General features: G+C 60.0%; 19 protein-coding genes and 1 tRNA gene. 12 read left to right on the top strand and 8 right to left on the bottom strand.

Annotated elements, in window-relative coordinates; all coding sequences use genetic code 11:
- Positions 1–88: 88 nt before the first annotated feature.
- Entirely contained in the window at positions 89–1,144 is a 1,056-nt protein-coding gene (locus ACYVDM_RS22115; protein ID WP_460475472.1) for a DUF72 domain-containing protein, read from the bottom strand.
- Positions 1,145–1,305: 161 nt separating this feature from the next.
- The gene (locus ACYVDM_RS22110) at positions 1,306–1,575 is read right to left on the bottom strand and encodes a hypothetical protein (RefSeq protein WP_415793354.1); all 270 of its coding nucleotides are present in this window, start codon (positions 1,573–1,575) and stop codon (positions 1,306–1,308) included.
- Positions 1,576–1,647: 72 nt separating this feature from the next.
- Here ACYVDM_RS22110 and ACYVDM_RS22105 point away from each other — a divergent pair, with 72 nt between their 5' ends.
- Together ACYVDM_RS22105 and ACYVDM_RS22100 are read left to right on the top strand one after the other, a co-directional pair.
- Complete coding sequence (locus ACYVDM_RS22105) at positions 1,648–1,995, top strand: tripartite tricarboxylate transporter substrate-binding protein (protein WP_415793355.1); 348 nt, start codon at positions 1,648–1,650, stop codon at positions 1,993–1,995.
- Between the two features lie 338 nt (positions 1,996–2,333).
- Complete coding sequence (locus ACYVDM_RS22100; RefSeq protein ID WP_415793356.1) at positions 2,334–2,624, top strand: hypothetical protein; 291 nt, start codon at positions 2,334–2,336, stop codon at positions 2,622–2,624.
- 333 nt (positions 2,625–2,957) lie between these two features.
- On the opposite strand, the gene ACYVDM_RS22095 is transcribed toward ACYVDM_RS22100, so the two are convergent.
- On the bottom strand, positions 2,958–3,773 hold the full coding sequence (locus ACYVDM_RS22095; RefSeq protein ID WP_415793357.1) for an SDR family NAD(P)-dependent oxidoreductase: 816 nt from the start codon (positions 3,771–3,773) through the stop codon (positions 2,958–2,960).
- A 50-nt stretch (positions 3,774–3,823) separates the two neighbouring features.
- On the opposite strand from ACYVDM_RS22095, the gene ACYVDM_RS22090 reads away from it, so the two are divergent.
- The 4 genes from ACYVDM_RS22090 (at position 3,824) to ACYVDM_RS22075 (ending at position 6,356) form a co-directional block, all read left to right on the top strand.
- The gene (locus ACYVDM_RS22090; RefSeq protein ID WP_460475470.1) at positions 3,824–4,201 is read left to right on the top strand and encodes a winged helix-turn-helix transcriptional regulator; all 378 of its coding nucleotides are present in this window, start codon (positions 3,824–3,826) and stop codon (positions 4,199–4,201) included.
- A gap of 152 nt (positions 4,202–4,353) precedes the next feature.
- Positions 4,354–4,521, top strand: coding sequence for a hypothetical protein (locus ACYVDM_RS22085; RefSeq protein ID WP_415793358.1), 168 nt, complete (start codon positions 4,354–4,356; stop codon positions 4,519–4,521).
- Between the two features lie 231 nt (positions 4,522–4,752).
- The gene (locus tag ACYVDM_RS22080; RefSeq protein ID WP_415793359.1) at positions 4,753–5,115 is read left to right on the top strand and encodes a helix-turn-helix domain-containing protein; all 363 of its coding nucleotides are present in this window, start codon (positions 4,753–4,755) and stop codon (positions 5,113–5,115) included.
- On the top strand, positions 5,112–6,356 hold the full coding sequence (locus ACYVDM_RS22075) for a type II toxin-antitoxin system HipA family toxin (RefSeq protein ID WP_415793360.1): 1,245 nt from the start codon (positions 5,112–5,114) through the stop codon (positions 6,354–6,356). Before ACYVDM_RS22080 ends, ACYVDM_RS22075 begins: the two co-directional genes overlap by 4 nt.
- A gap of 342 nt (positions 6,357–6,698) precedes the next feature.
- On the opposite strand, the gene ACYVDM_RS22070 is transcribed toward ACYVDM_RS22075, so the two are convergent.
- The 4 genes from ACYVDM_RS22070 to ACYVDM_RS22055 all read right to left on the bottom strand — a co-directional run bounded on the left by ACYVDM_RS22070 (position 6,699) and on the right by ACYVDM_RS22055 (position 10,091).
- Positions 6,699–6,772 (bottom strand) — tRNA-Gly (locus ACYVDM_RS22070).
- 68 nt (positions 6,773–6,840) lie between these two features.
- The gene (locus tag ACYVDM_RS22065) at positions 6,841–7,827 is read right to left on the bottom strand and encodes a Bug family tripartite tricarboxylate transporter substrate binding protein (protein ID WP_415793362.1); all 987 of its coding nucleotides are present in this window, start codon (positions 7,825–7,827) and stop codon (positions 6,841–6,843) included.
- 111 nt (positions 7,828–7,938) lie between these two features.
- Positions 7,939–8,901, bottom strand: coding sequence for a hydroxymethylglutaryl-CoA lyase (locus tag ACYVDM_RS22060; RefSeq protein WP_415793363.1), 963 nt, complete (start codon positions 8,899–8,901; stop codon positions 7,939–7,941).
- Positions 8,898–10,091, bottom strand: a complete 1,194-nt coding sequence (locus tag ACYVDM_RS22055) for a CaiB/BaiF CoA transferase family protein (protein ID WP_415793364.1) — start codon at positions 10,089–10,091, stop codon at positions 8,898–8,900. The genes ACYVDM_RS22060 and ACYVDM_RS22055 overlap by 4 nt, the downstream gene beginning before the upstream one ends.
- A 249-nt stretch (positions 10,092–10,340) precedes the next feature.
- On the opposite strand from ACYVDM_RS22055, the gene ACYVDM_RS22050 reads away from it, so the two are divergent.
- A complete protein-coding gene (locus tag ACYVDM_RS22050; protein WP_415793365.1) occupies positions 10,341–10,991 on the top strand; it encodes a glutathione S-transferase in 651 nt (216 codons plus the stop codon).
- A gap of 56 nt (positions 10,992–11,047) precedes the next feature.
- On the opposite strand, the gene ACYVDM_RS22045 is transcribed toward ACYVDM_RS22050, so the two are convergent.
- On the bottom strand, positions 11,048–11,959 hold the full coding sequence (locus tag ACYVDM_RS22045; RefSeq protein WP_415793366.1) for a LysR substrate-binding domain-containing protein: 912 nt from the start codon (positions 11,957–11,959) through the stop codon (positions 11,048–11,050).
- 54 nt (positions 11,960–12,013) lie between these two features.
- On the opposite strand from ACYVDM_RS22045, the gene trmB reads away from it, so the two are divergent.
- The 5 genes from trmB to lysM all read left to right on the top strand — a co-directional run bounded on the left by trmB (position 12,014) and on the right by lysM (position 15,478).
- Entirely contained in the window at positions 12,014–12,778 is a 765-nt protein-coding gene (gene trmB / locus ACYVDM_RS22040) for a tRNA (guanosine(46)-N7)-methyltransferase TrmB (RefSeq protein ID WP_415793367.1), read from the top strand.
- A gap of 2 nt (positions 12,779–12,780) precedes the next feature.
- On the top strand, positions 12,781–13,722 hold the full coding sequence (pip, locus tag ACYVDM_RS22035; RefSeq protein WP_415793368.1) for a prolyl aminopeptidase: 942 nt from the start codon (positions 12,781–12,783) through the stop codon (positions 13,720–13,722).
- A 10-nt stretch (positions 13,723–13,732) separates the two neighbouring features.
- Complete coding sequence (thiS, locus tag ACYVDM_RS22030; RefSeq protein ID WP_415793369.1) at positions 13,733–13,933, top strand: sulfur carrier protein ThiS; 201 nt, start codon at positions 13,733–13,735, stop codon at positions 13,931–13,933.
- Positions 13,934–14,160: 227 nt separating this feature from the next.
- Entirely contained in the window at positions 14,161–14,877 is a 717-nt protein-coding gene (locus ACYVDM_RS22025; RefSeq protein WP_415793370.1) for a class I SAM-dependent methyltransferase, read from the top strand.
- Between the two features lie 154 nt (positions 14,878–15,031).
- A complete protein-coding gene (gene lysM, locus ACYVDM_RS22020; RefSeq protein WP_415793371.1) occupies positions 15,032–15,478 on the top strand; it encodes a peptidoglycan-binding protein LysM in 447 nt (148 codons plus the stop codon).
- The last annotated feature ends 128 nt before the right edge of the window (positions 15,479–15,606 follow it).

Here is a 15,606-nt window from a genome sequence, read left to right as displayed (position 1 = left end):
GCCGAATCACACGTTCGCCCCACGAGTCTGGCGCAGTGTCCTCCAGCGCGCGAAAGAAAACCTCCTGAGAAGCTCGAGCAGACAGGCCCTACACCGCAATGGCCTGGGCCAGCTTCTGGATGGACAACGGCGCGCAGCCCTCGGCATCATTACTGACCGTCACGTAGGCCGGCTGGCCCGCGCCCGTGATCCCGCGGATCGTACGCGCCAGCACCATGCGGGTAGGGAGATCCTCGCTAAGAATGGCATTGAACGGATCGTGCTTTTTCTGCGCGTCGGCATAACCATACGCGCCGAAAATGCGGTTCAGGTTCCACCGGCAGACCAGCGGCCCCGGCCATAGCGCGCGCAGCATCGGCAGTTGCTCTTCGATCGGCGGCATCTTGCCATGCAGACCCAGGCAGAAAGTGGCCCCATGCGCCTTGAGCGTATCAACTAGCGCCTGCCCCAGCAGTTCTGGGTCCCGCACTTCCACCGCAACGATCACAGCGCCATGCTCGGACAAAGTCTCCCGGACAGTCGCCAGCATGCAGCCCAGCTTCTCAAACAGCGTTGCGGAGTGACTCAGCCACCCCCAAGGCAGAGGACTCAGCTGAAACACCAGAACGCCGAGCTTGACGCCCAGACCTTCGAGCGCCGGCCGCACGAATTCCTGGATGGCCAGCGACGGATCGAGGAAAACCGGGTTGACCTCGCGCGTCCTGCCTTCTTCGCCACGCACCTGGGCGTCGGTAATGCTGGCCGGACATTTGACGACGAAACGGAAGTCGTCATCGACCTGCCCCGCATAAGCGGCATACTGGCTCGCCGTCAACGGGCGCCAGAACGTGCGGTCCACACAAACCGTGCGCAAAAGCGGATGCTGGTGGTAGGCGCCAAGACCATGCTTGGACAGCGTGCTCGAATCGTATTCGTCATCCCAGACCAGCCCTTCCCAGCCCGGGTATGACCAGGTAGAGACGCCAAAGCGCAACTGCGCCGGAAGCTGCCGCGCGAGCGCGCTCCACTCCTGCGCCGCAGGAGCGGGAAGCACCTTGGCCATGTCCCGGAGGGTGGAAACCTCCGGATTCGCACGAGAGGCCGCAGAGTTCGAGGAGTTGCTCGAAGGCTGGAGAAGCGCATCGCCGAAAAGATCGTCTTGCATACTTGTGACTGGCACGGAGGTAGGCTAAAAGCGGTTGGGCCGAGCTTACCGCATGCTCAGGAAAATGCTGGCTCGAGGCGATCACCGAATAATCAGGCGAACGACTGCTCCGACCCGTTGCCGTCATCGGGTTCGGCTTGAAGGAATTGCCAGGCGCGATGCTACTTGTCATATGGATTGGCTGTGCGAGGTGCATTGGGCAGTTGCTCGTCAAGTGACTGCCGATACCGGATGCAGCCACGCATGAATTGAGGCCACTCGGGCACGACTGGTTGCGGATCGGTTCGCTCCGGCAACAATGCCCAGAGGTCTGGGTGATGCCAACATAATTCGTGGCCACTGCTGTCACGGTGGCTGCGAATGCCTTGACGCAGCTTGATGATTTCAGCCACCAACTGCTCGCGCGACATTCCTTGAAGATCACTGTCCATGGTTTTTCCTCGACGTGGTCGTAACCCGGATCGTATCTAACCTTGTTTTGGACTACCTGCGTAGCATACGGCATGCTGCTGGTGGATGTCCGGCTTGGCGAATTCCTCGGCGCGATCATGGTCGTGTTCCTCGGCACCGCGATGGCCGGCGTACCGACTGTGGCGGAAGCCGGCTTCCCGGGCTATGAGGCCATGACCTGGATTGCGTTGTTTGCACCGAAAGGCATGAATTCCGAGAACCTGAACAAGCTCAGCGAAAGAGTCAATTCGATACTCGCCGAAGATTCGTTCAAGAAGAGCGTGGCCGCAAAGGGTTTGGAGGCGGTGGGATCGCCCCCCAAGGCGTTGCAACATTTCCTGGAGGCGGAGTCCCGGAAGTGGCGGGCCGTCATCCAGCTTGCGAACATCAAGCTCGACTGATCCGTTCGATCGCTGCGTAGACTCACTCAGTACCAGCAGAATTCGCCCGCAGCCAAGGCACCCGGAGCCCCGAGGCTGATGGGGGGGTGCCGCAGCCGCGCGAGCCAGCGCTCGTCAGTACAGTGCCGGCGTGGTGGATCCGCGCATTGTCCGTTGTCGGACTAGGCGAGATGATTAAAGGGGGGTTGGATAGTAATCAAACGCCTCAACGTAAAGCATCATATATGAACATTTATACTTGAATTTCGTTCATATTTGCTATTTCGGGGGACATCGTGGCGACTGACGACACTGAGCAACGTAAAATGTCAGGCCTCCAGCCTCCACATGCTTGCCTTATGAACCTTGAACGACTGCGTCGCGAATTTCCCGACTTCGACATAACAACCCTGCCGACCATACCCGAAGGGTATTTCGACGCGTCGAGCTACATCGATGCAGCGCCTTCATTCGAGAACACGGAGCGCGGTTTGAAAGTGTATGTCGACTACGCCAACTATGCCGACCGCGAATCCGGCAGGAGCCAACGCTTCTGCGTTTCGCGCTACGACGAGGAAGCTGGCGACTTCGAGGACGTCGCCCTGTCGACTAACGATTGGGCCGAAGTCACTCGCTTTCTGAGCGCCTGAACGCCCTCGCCAGGGGCGATCGATTTCCGCTCTGATCGTCGAATGATCGACCCCGCGCGCTCTTGCGCTCCCGTGGTCTTTCTTGATTTCGACGGCATCCTGCACTCCTTCAGAGAGAAGGCGGTTGACGAGTACTTTCGACTGCTGCCGAAGATCCCCGCGAGTCGCATGACGAATTTGATCTGTTGACCAACCGGCTTTCATCGCCGCGAGCCCAAAGACCGCTTTGTTACTTTCGAACTGGTATCGACAGTTCTCCCCTATATGGATCGCGTAGCGCTGGTGCGTCAGGCAAGATCAGGAAAGGCTGCCCCCAATCTGGTCGACAGAAGCCTATAGACTGGACGATAGGCCGCCATCGATTCGCAGATTCACGCCGGTAATGTATCCGGCAAGTGGACTGGCGAGGAAGGCGATAGCGTCCGCAACTTCGTCTACTCGCCCAACCCGGCCAACAGGAACCTGAGCAAACATCGGCAGGACTGCACGCTCTATAACCTGCCATGGCGCGTCCTTATCCGCCACGCCGCGCTCGGCAGCGACTTGACGGAATCGGCTATCAAGGGCGGAACTGTGTATCGTGCCAGGAGAGACAGCGTTGACCGTGACCCCGTTTGCCGCCACCGCCTTTGCCATCGACGCGGTCATGGCGTTTATCGCGGCCTTGCACGCCGAATAGTCGGGTGCAGTCGGCGGTGGCATCGTCGCAGCCAGGCTCGAAATGTTGATCACGCGTCCCCATCCGGCTTGCTGCATGCCGGGCAGCAGCAGCTTCGTGACACGAAGGGCAGCCAGGACATTGCGATCATAGGCGCACGCCCATGAGGCCGGCTGTGTGTTTGCCCAGCTCTCTTTTGAGCCACCCGACCCGCCGGCGTTGTTGATCAGAATATCGATAGGGCCTGCGAGCTTTACCGCATCCTCGCCCAATCGCTGCACATCATCGTCGTGCGTTAGATCGCCAACCACCACATAGGCGTGGCCGCCCTGCGCGGTGATGTCATTGGCTACTTTCTCTGCCTGAGCTTTATCGCGGCCGTGAACGATGACGATTGCCCTCTCCAGCGCAAGTTTCCTGGCAATGGCTTCGCCAATGCCTTTGCTGCTCCCGGTGATCAGCGCCTTCTTCCCATACAATTGCAAGTCCATCGCACGTAACCCATTTTTCAAGTTGCAGAGATCTTTCAGAGTAGGGAGAGATGATGGACGAAACAAGTACGCACCTTTATGTACCCACCCCGTTGGAGGCACGGGAAGTCTGTCTCGGACCCGACGGATCTGTTGCGCACGTGACCAGGGTGATACGGATGATCCACGGTCGGTGGAAGCTGCCAATCCTCTTCAGGCTCTACGCCGACCCCTCGATGCGAACCTTGCAGTTGAAGCGAGACTTGCCAGGCATCTCGCAAAAAATGCTGACCCAACATCTTCGCGAGCTAGCGGACGATGGCCTGGTCGACAGAGTCGACTTCTGTGAGAAACCTCTGCGGGTCCAATATCAATTGTCAGAAATGGGCAGGCAACTACTGCCCGTCCTGATAGCGGCGCGTAGATTCTCGACTCGTCACCCTGCTTAACGAGCGGTTGGGGTATGGGATGGATGCTGTCACGGCGGTCGCGCGCCGGCTTAAGGCTTTGCCGGGCATATACTCTGCCTGTTTCCTGCTGCCAAGAATAAACCGAGCGAATGTGGAACAATAGCCAGCTTAACCAAACTAGAGAGATTTCCATGGGCAACAAAATCGTTACTGAAGCCGACCGCAAGCGCACTCCCCCTCCCGCCGCTCCCAAGGGCGTGACCTTTACGACACAAGGCCGCGGCCAACGTGTGAGCCTGGAGCGTGGCTCGCATACCCACCACAAGAAAAATGCCGGCAAGCGCGCGCACTCGGGTTAAGTTCCGGGGGCAGTTCGCCACCAGCATCCTTCAGCCCGCCTAGTGGCGGCGCTGACCCTGCTCCTGGGTCTTCGCGCGTGTAAGATCGGCGGCGTCCAGCCTCTCCTACGCCCCTCATACCGGGGCCGCCACGCCTTGAAGTCGACTCCTGGAATCTCAGGAATCTCAACAGATATCGTTATTTTTCGCTATTATGGACAAATTAGAATTATATAGTCCATAATAGCGAACATGCCACGCAAACCACCTATCGTCTTCCCACAAGAGCAGCGTCTCCTTTCCTCACTGGGAGAGCGGCTGCGTCTTGCCCGCAAGCGACGCAAGCTAAGCAATGCCGTCGTAGCGCAACGAGCAGGAATTTCAAGGACCACCTTGTACAAGGTTGAGGCGGGTGATCCTGGGGCTACGCTGGGGTCCTATGTTCGAGTTCTGGCCGTGCTTGGCCTTGAGGGCGACCTCAATCAGCTTGGGGCCGACGACAAAGTTGGTCGGAAACTGCAGGACCTGGAGCTTGAACCAACTCCCAAGCGCCGCACGGCCACCCGTGCCAAAGCGATCCAGCCCTCGTCCTCAAACAGCGAGGAATCGACATGAGCACGCAGGACAACACCCTGGAAGTCTGGTTGAATGATGACCTCGGCCCTGCACGCCAAGTCGGCACACTCGCCCATGACCGCGGCCAAATCCGCTTCCATTACGAACGTGATTGGCTACAAGACCCTCGCGCCTTCGCGCTGGACCCCGATCTCTCTCTCGACGAACACCCCTTCTTTCCCAAGCCTGAGCTAGGCAACTTCGGCATCTTCCTGGATTCGTCACCAGACCGCTGGGGACAAACACTGATGAAGCGGCGCGAGGCCCTACAGGCAAAGGACGAGCAACGCTCTCCCCGTACGCTGTACGCCTGGGACTTCCTGATCGGCGTGCAAGACCTCACTCGCCAAGGCGCGCTGCGCTTTCGCTGGCCAGGTACGGAAGCGTTTCTTGGCGACGAGAAAATGGCAGCTCCGCCGGTGACGACGCTACGAGAGTTGGAAGCCGTGGCCTACCAACTCAGCAACCGGCGTATCGACGATCTAGATGCGCTACGAAAATGGCTCGCCGTGCTCGTCGCACCTGGCGCGTCTCTGGGCGGAGCAAGACCAAAGGCCAACTTTACCGAAGCCGATGGTTCACTCTGGATCGGCAAGTTCCCCGCCAGGGATGACGATCGGGACGTCGGAGCTTGGGAGTATGTCGTTCACCAACTCGCGCAAAAAGCGGGGATAGACGTACCGCCTGCGAAGCTCATCAAGCTAAACAACGACTTCCATACCTTCTGCGTCCAAAGGTTCGATCGCGCCAACAGTTCGCGACGCTTCTATGCCTCGGCGATGACATTGCTTCGCAAGACTCAAAGTGAAGGTACGAGCTATCTGGAATTGGCGCAGTTCATTCGAGCTCAGGGGGATGCCGAGCATGCGGATGCAGACTTGGAGCAACTATTCCGGCGCGTGACGTTCAACGTCGCGGTTGGCAACCGCGACGACCACCTTCGCAATCACGGATTCGTGCTTGGCAAGACAGGATGGAGGCTTGCACCCGCATTTGACGTCAATCCGAACATCGACAAGGCAGAACATGTCTTGAATATCGACGACGTCGACAATCGACCTAGCCTAGAGACTGTTCTCAGCACGGCCGCTTTTTACGGCCTGGACGATGTGCAAGCTCGGCAAATAGTGGATGAGGTAGTCATGGTTGTCGATCATTGGCAGGACGCTGCTCGCCGGATGCACATTAGCGGTGCGGATATTGATTTGACTGCAGGGGCGTTCTCGGCCAATAAAGCATAAAGGATAAGGCACACACCTACGGATGCCGCCTCTGGTCGATAACAGACGCTCATATAAGCCTTCCCCGTTACTTGGCATTTCAAATATGTCCGTCAGTCAGCGCGACCGTCACACTCTAAATCCCAAATTAGACGGAATAGCAGCCATGGCCGCCTCGGCGCCAAATTGCGGACAGCAACAATGCATGCCAGCCCACCGCATTGATGGCCCGAAAAAAGTACCTGATTGGGGGTGCTAAAGGCAGATTTTCCCGATCCCAGCGTTATTAGGAAAAAAACATCACTGACATTCAATCACTTGGATTTTGCTCCCAAAGTGACGAGATAAGTGCGAGCCTTGAATTGGAGCGGGTGATGGGAATCGAACCCACGCTTGAGGCTTGGGAAGCCGCCGTTCTACCATTGAACTACACCCGCTTCGGTGTCGTGCCGCGCCTGTAGGCGCGGCAGAGGGTGTGGATTATAGCGCGGGTTTTGCCGCGTGTTTAATTGCCCTTGATTCCGGCGGCTTTGACCACTTTGCCCCAGCGGTCGTATTCCTCTTGGGTGTATTCCGCCAGTTTGGCGGGGCCCATGAATTCCGCTTCGGCGCCCTGCTCTGCCGCTTTTTTACGGAAATCCTCGGTCTTCATGATGCCTTCAATAGTGCCGGCCAATTTATCGATGACAGCCTGGGGCGTACCGGCCGGCGCATACATCGCAAACCACGACGACACCAGCAGATCCGGGTAACCGGCCTCGGCCGCCGTCGGTACGTCAGGCAGTGATTCCAGGCGCTTCGGGCCCGTGACGGCCAGCGCGCGCAACTTGCCTGCCTTGATATGCCCCAGCAACGGCGGCGGCGTCGTGACGGTCATATCCACCGCGCCACCCAGCAGATCATTCAAAGCCGGGCCCGTGCCCTTGTACGGAATATGCGCGATCTTGATATCCGCCATCTGCTTCAACAACTCGGTCGCGACGTGCTGCAGCGCGCCGTTGCCGGACGAGGCATAGTTGAGCTTGTCTGGGTTGGCCTTGGCATACTCGACCAACTCTTTCAAGGTCTTCACCGGCAGGCTGGGACGGACCACGATGACTTGCGGGGCGGACAAGATATTGGCGATAGGCGCAAAATCTTTGATGGGATCCCAGCTCACGGGTTGGACGTGCGGGGAAATGGCGTTGTAGCCGGAATACTGCAACAGCAACGTATAGCCATCGGGTTTCGCGCTGGCGACGGCCTGCGAGGCGATGCTGCCGGACGCGCCGGGCTTGTTTTCTACGACAACGCTTTGGCCCAGGGCTTCGCCCAGGGGTTGCGCGATTAGGCGAGCGGACAGATCTGTCGTGCCGCCAGGCGCCGCCGGCACCAGTAAAGTAATCGGGCGATCGGGATAGTCGGCCAACGCAATAGCGGGACTGGCGACGACGGCGAACGTCGCGGCGGCTAGCGCGGCGCGCAAGGGGCTGGATAGAAAAGAAACCTTCATGGACATAGTCTCCTGGTCATTTGTTATGAGTGGTGCCGTTCGACCGCCTGAGGCGGTTCAAACGCTTGGATGCGACGAGGTGTCGCCTGACAAGTCAGTACGGATTGCTGATTAGGCTGGCGTTTGCGTCGGCCCGAATTTTTCTGCCAACCACGCCGGCGGCTGATGTGTCGCCAGCCTGGGGCCGGCGGCCAGCAACGGCGTGGAAAACTCGCGCTGCACGAGTTGCGGCAAACCTTGCACGATGTCCAACAGCGGTTGCAACGACACCCCCGTCCGCACGCCCATGCACTCGAACATATGCACGAGCTCTTCGGTGTTGACGTTGCCGCTGGCGCCCGGCGCAAAGGGACAGCCGCCCAACCCGCCCGCCGCCGCGTCGAACCGCGTCACGCCCGTTTGCCAGGCGGCAATGGCGTTGGCCAGGGCCATGCCACGCGTGTTGTGCAGATGAATGGTGATGGGCAAGCCGGGCAGCGCGCGGGACACGGCCTCGCAAAGGGCGGCGACTTGAGTGGGATAGGCCATGCCGGTGGTGTCGCACAGCGTGATACCGGTCGCGCCGGCCTCGACCAATTGAGTGGCCAGGCGCAGGACCTCACCCACGGGGACGTCACCATCAAAAGGGCAACCAAAGACGGTCGACAACGAGACGTTGCACGGGACGTGGGATCCCTTGGCGGCTTGCAAGATGGCGGTCAGCTCGGCCTGCGATTGATCGCGGGTCATGCGCAGGTTGGCGCGATTGTGTGTCTCGCTGCTGGACATCACCAGATTCATCTCGTCGGTGCCGACCTCCAAGGCTCGCTCCAGGCCACGGATATTGGGCACGAGCGCGGTGTAGACCACGCCGGGGCGACGACGAATGCGGCGCATGACCTCTTGCGCGTCGGCCAGCGCGGGGATGGCTTTGGGCGAGGTAAAGCTGGTGACTTCGATGCGTGCAAAACCACAATCGGATAGCGCGTCCACGAGAGCGACTTTATCGTCGGTCGCGACAAAGGTTTTTTCGATTTGCAGGCCGTCGCGCGGGCCGACTTCGTTGATTTCGATGCGAGGGGTACCCGTGTTCATGCGATGACTCCGCGAGCGCGCAATGCGGCGCGTTGATCTCCGCTCAGGCCGGCGTCGGCCAGAACGGTGTCGGTGTGTTCACCCAGAGTGGGCGCACGGTCATGAATGGCGCCGGGGTTATCGGACAGCAAGGGAAACACCGCCGGCATTTCGACGCGGATGCCGCTGGCGCCCTCGATCTCGGCGATGGCGTTGCGGGCACGATAATGCGGATCGCGCGCAATGTCGGCGATGGAATAAATCCGGCCGCTGGGCACGCCCGCCTCGAGCATGGCTTGCAAGACCTCATCAATCTCGCGTTGCGCCGTCCAGGTACCAATCGCGCCATCGATCTCATGCACGCGAGCGGCGCGACCGTCGTTGTGCGCCAAATCGGGATCACGCCCCAAATCATCACGGCCGATGCGCGCCATCAGTCGGGTATAAATCGCGTCACCGTTACCCGCAATGAGGACATAGCCGTCTTTGCAGGGATAGGCATTCGACGGCGCGATGCCCGGCAACGAGGCACCGGCCGGCTCGCGCACCGCGCCAAATGCGGCGTACTCGGGCAGCAGGCTTTCGGTCAGGTTGAACAAGCTCTCGTAAAGCGCGGCGTCGATGACTTGACCTTGCCCACCGCGCGCGTCGCGTTGATACAGCGCCAGCAACACGCCTAGCGCGCCATGCAAGCCGGCGATGGTGTCGCCCAGCGACAAGCCGGCACGGACCGGCGCGCGACCGGGCTCGCCGTTCAGATAGCGCAGGCCAGCCATGGCTTCGCCGATCGCCGCGAAGCCCGGCTCACGGGCTTTCGGGCCCGTCTGCCCATAGCCCGACACGCGCAGCATGATCAAGCGCGGGTTCAACTCATGCAGGGCTTCCCACGACAAGCCCCATTTTTCCATGGTGCCGGGGCGGAAATTTTCGATCAGGACATCGGCTTGCGAGGCCAGCATGCGGACGATTTCCTGCCCGTCTTCTTGGCGCAGGTCGACGCAAACGGATTGCTTGTTGCGGGACTGGGCTTCCCACCAGACCGAAGTGCCCTCGTGCAGCAAACGCCATTTACGTAGCGGGTCGCCCAGGCCCGGCGGCTCGATCTTGACGACCTGCGCCCCAAAATCTGCCAAGGTCTTAGCGGCGAATGGCCCTGCGATCAGTTGTCCCAACTCCAACACGCGTATGCCGGCGAGAATCTGCCCTGCCATGCCTGCTCCCCATTGTCTTGATGAATGCAATGGCGGCGAGTGTGCGCGACAACCTCTCGCGCGGGAATCGTTTTTACGAGAAATGGGGTTTCCCAAACGCGGAAGCCTCTATGGGAAAAGGCAAAACCCCAGGACCCGATAAGGGTATGTACTAACCCGACGCGTGGGCATAATGATGGGATATCGACGAACGCGGACACGCCTCTATGGATTTTCCGGCAACCGCCTATTGACTCATCTCACCACACGATGCCCTCGCACCCTTTACCCATTCTGTATTCATTCAGGCGCTGTCCCTATGCGATGCGCGCGCGGCTGGCGCTGGCCGCAAGCGGCCAACCGTGCGAATTGCGCGAGGTGGTATTGCGTGCGAAACCGGCGGAATTACTGTCGGCCTCGCCCAAGGGCACGGTGCCCGTATTAGTGTTGCCAGATCGCGTGATAGACCAGAGCCTGGACATCATGCATTGGGCGCTGGCCCAACACGATCCAGAACACTGGCTGACGCCGGACAAGAACTCGACGGTGGAGATACTCCCCCTGATCCAGCAATGCGACGGCCCGTTTAAAACCAACCTGGATCGCTATAAATACCCCGATCGCTACGAGGATGTCGATGCCATCGCACACCGGACAGCCGGGGCAGAATATTTAATGGATCTGGATCGTCGCCTGCAAAGCAACGAGTATCTATTCGGCACTCGACCTTGCCTGGCCGACATGGCCATCGCACCCTTTGTGCGCCAGTTCGCGCATGTCGATACGATGTGGTTCGAAGGCCAAGCCTGGCATGCCTTGGCATGCTGGCTAAACGCCTTTCTGGCGAGCGAGCGCTTTCAACGGATTATGGAGAAATACCCGGCCTGGCAGTCCGGCACAGAGGGGATCCGCTTCCCCTAGATCTAACTTCTCCAGCTCCAACGTCCCTAGATCCGCTTTCCCTGAATCCACGTGCGTTAGGCCCGCTCCCCGCCACTATCCTTGCGCAAATGCGCTAGCAACAATCGCGCCGCTACCGTCAGCGTATCTGCATCGCGCACCCCCAGCAGCAGCCAGCGACGCGCCCACTCATCGGTCAGCGGAATCAACCGAATCGACATCGATCGCGCATGCGGCTCCGCGGCCATTCGCGGCAGCACGCCCACGCCTCCGGTCGCCACCACCATCCGGCACATCGCATCAAAACTGCGCACCTGAATGCGCAAACGCATGGTCTGGCCCAGGCGCACACTCTCCTCATTCAGGCGCAACGCCAGCGAAGTCATCTGCGGCAAACTGACATATTCATAGTCCAGTGTCTCGGCAAACGCGACACGCGGCAGGCTCGCCAAAGGATGACGCTGTGGCGCGATCAGCACCAGTTCATCCGGCCGATAGGGCACCGTCCACAATCCCGATGCCGGCGTCCGGTCCGCAAAGACCCCGATATCCGCCCGGTTTTCCAGCACCGCCGTCACGATATCGGTGCTGTTCTGCTCCTCGAGATCAATACGCACCGCCGGGTGCTCGTCCATGAAAGACGCCAGATCCTCCGGCAAAAACTGCGTCAGCGACGACGTATTCGCCGCGATCCTCACCTGTCCCTTCACCCCTTGCGCAAAGTCGGACAAACTCCCCGCCATCTGCTCGACCTCTTGCAGGACCCGCAACACATGTGTCAGACAGGCCTGCCCGGCGTCGGTCAGCTCTACCCCCGCCGTATTGCGATACAACAACGGCGTACCCAGCGCGGCCTCTAAATCGGAAATCCGTTTACTCGCCGCCCCCACCGCCAGATGCGACAAACGCGCGCCCGCGGAAATACTGCCGGCGCGCGCAACGGCGGCAAACAAGGCAAGCGTAGTCAAATCAAAACGGGCAACATTCATTCCGCAAATGCTACCCCAATTGGTCCACCGCCCGGGCCTACTACAATTCAGCGTATGAACACGAACACCCCCGCCCCCCAGGACGCGTCCCCCCTGTCGGACGCAGCCCGTGCCGCCCTGGAGCCGGCCACGCAAGCCCCGCCCAGTCCCGGCGTCCCGCACATCCGCAGTTTTGTCCATCGTCGCGGCCATATTACCCAGGGCCAGCGCGACGCCCTGGAGCAACTGCTCGACAAATGGTCTATCCCCTATCGCCCTACGCGCCTGGATCTCGCCGCCGCCTTTGGGCGCACCGCACCCACCGTGCTTGAGATCGGCTTTGGCATGGGCGAAACCACCCAGAAAATCGCCCAGACCCGCTCGGACGACAACTTTCTCGGCGTCGAGGTCTTCAACGCGGGCGTAGGCGCCCTGTTGCGCCGTATCGAAGACGCCCAGTTGCAAAACCTGCGCATCATCCAACATGACGCCGTCGAAGTCGTCCGCGACATGATCGCCCCCGATAGCCTGGCCGGCGTGCATGTGTATTTCCCGGACCCCTGGCCTAAAAAGCGCCACCACAAACGCCGCCTGCTGCAGCCGCCGTTTGTCTCTCTGCTGGCCAGCCGCATTGCCCCGGGTGGCTACCTTCACTGCGCCACCGACTGGCAGGATTACGCCGTGCAAATGCTGGAAGTCCTGAGCGGCGAACCCCTGTTGCGCAACACCGTTGCCGACTACGCGCCGCGGCCTGATTACCGTCCGCAAACCAAATTCGAAACGCGTGGTCTGCGCCTGGGCCACGGCGTTTGGGACTTGATTTTCCAAAGGATCGCTTAACGATGTTGTATCCCGCTATCGAGCCCTACCGCCATGGCATGCTGGACACTGGCGACGGACATCAGATTTATTGGGAGCTCTGCGGCAATCCGCAGGGCAAACCCGCCGTGTTCTTGCATGGCGGCCCAGGTAGCGGATGCGCGCCCGTGCACCGCCAATTATTTGACCCCCAACGCTACAACGTGCTGCTGCTGGACCAACGCGGCTGCGGTCGCTCGGAACCGCACGCCAGCCTGGCCAACAACACCACCTGGCATCTGGTGTCGGATATGGAGCGCCTGCGGACCGACGTCATGGGCGTGGAACGCTGGCTGGTATTCGGTGGCTCGTGGGGCTCCACGCTAGCATTGGCCTATGCACAACAACATCCCGAACACGTCAGCGAAATCATCGTGCGCGGGATATTCGGACTGCGCCGGGCTGAACTGCAGTGGTTCTACCAAGAGGGGGCCTCCTGGCTGTTTCCCGATCACTGGGAAGCCTACATCGCCCCCATCCCCCTCGACGAACGCGACGACATGATCGCTGCCTACCACAAGCGATTGACGAGCTCGGACCCCGTCGAGCAATTGCGGGCCGCCAAAACCTGGAGCCGTTGGGAAGACAGCACCATCACTCTCATGCCCAGCCCCCGCCACCAGCAAAGCCATGCGGCCGACCGCGCGGCGCTGGCGTTTGCCCGCATCGAAAACCATTACTTTGTTAATGGCGGCTTTATGGAAGAAGGCCAACTGATCCGCGATGCGTACAAATTACACGGCATTCCCGGTACGATTGTCCAAGGGCGCTATGACATCTGCACCCCCGCGCGCACGGCCTGGGAACTGCACCGTGCTTGGCCGCAGGCCCAGTTTCATCTGATCCCGGACGCCGGCCATGCTTTCGACGAACCCGGCACGTTGGCCAAGCTCATCGAAGCCACCGATAGCTATGCAGCACAGTAAGGAAGCCATCATGCACATCACACTGAACGGCGACGCGCGCGAATTTCCGCTCGACACCACGGTCATCGAGGTCCTGCAAATTTTGGGCTACGCCGGCAAACGCGTGGCCGTCGAACGCAACGGTGAAATCGTGCCCAAAAGCCAGCATGACTCCACCATCCTGAAAGACGGCGATCAAATCGAAATCGTCGCCGCTGTCGGAGGCGGGTGACGTCAAAAACCGAACCCGGCGAACGTGACCATCTGTGTCAATCCCCGGGTTATTCGCCACATATTGTGAGAATTGTGAACCGTGCGATAGCCGATGACGCATACAGCGCTTATATGGCTTGCGTCAGGTCAGCCACGTAGTACTCTTGCGCCTGTGCTTGACGCTAGCTAGCGCGGGGCCTGTCATGTTGCACCCCAACAAATTCGCTCCGCCCACAGGAGTTCTACATGCTGCTGAAGTTCCTGACCGAGGATCCATCCGGTCTGCCCATCGGCTCGCGGTTGTTTCGTATTGCAGGTGTTGCGGGCCGCGCGACCGGCCATGTCGCGGGTCGCATCGGTCGCCACTCCTGGATCGCCGAGCGCGTGCGCTTTGTACGCGCCTGGCGTGCCAACCCCAAAGGCATTGGCGCCATCTGGCCCTCTAGCGCACGCTTGGCCGCCGCCATGACGCGCGACATTGGCCCGACCTCGGGCCCGTGTCTGGAACTCGGCGCCGGGACAGGCGCCTTTACCCGTGCGCTCGTCGCACGCGGCCTATCCTCCGCCCAATTGACGCTCATCGAAATGGACCCGCAATTCGCGAAGCAATTGCGGCACGATTTCCCCGAAGCGTACGTATACCAAGGCGATGCCGGCAAGCTCGCCGGCCTGCCCTTGTTCGCCGATGGGCTCGCCGGGGCGGCCGTCTGTGGCTTGCCCTTGCTGAATATGCCCGTCAAACAGCAGATCGGCATCCTACGCAGCACCTTTGCACACCTCAAGCCCGGGGGTTCAATGGTCCTATTTACCTATGGCCCCCGTTGCCCGGTGCGCCAACGCGTCCTCGATCGTCTGGGGCTGCGAGCGCGCCGCGTCGAAACCGTCTTGGCCAACATGCCTCCCGCACATGTGTGGAAGCTCACCCGACGGTCGGCTGCCGGATCCCTTCACGCCCCTGTTTGACAATATTTAGTTACACATTTTCAGTCGAGCATCAGCACATCGCTCATCGATTCGGCCCATAATCAATCTCCAGTAGGTGGCGAAATCAAGCCAAATTCTGCCATCTTCTGCCATTAAGCACTTAACGTTTCTTAACAGTCAAAAAGGAAACACTATGGGTCTGCTAAGCTTTATTAAAGATGTCGGTGAAAAACTCTTTGGCGCCAGCGAAGCCCAAGCGGCGACGGTCGACGAACTGAAGAAAGAACTGGACAAGCACGGCCTGAATGCCGAAGGCCTGGACATCCAAGTCAACGGCGACAAAGTCACCGTCTCGGGCGAAGCCGCCTCGACCGAAGACGCCGAGAAAATCGCCCTGGCGCTGGGTAACACCGTAGGTGTGGCCCAGGTCGACAACCAACTGTCCGCCAAGCAAGCCTCGCCGGACGCCAAGATGTACACCGTACAAAAGGGTGACAACCTCTGGAAAATCGCCGAAGCTCAATACGGCGCTGGCCAGGGTGCCAAGCACACTGTCATTTTCGAGGCCAACAAGCCAATGTTGAGCCATCCGGACAAGATCTACCCGGGCCAAGTTCTGCGCATCCCGCCGCTGAACTAAACACCACAGCACAAACTGGCAAGCCCCGTAGCGTTTGCCAGTTTGCACCAGAGCGGACTAATCCCCGTTCGCTTTGGTCAACTCGGCCAGACGCCTGTCTGGCCGTTTTTTTTGCTGCCGGGGACCGC

This window comes from Bordetella tumulicola (assembly GCF_054779135.1).
This window is presented reverse-complemented; position numbering and strand designations above follow the sequence as displayed.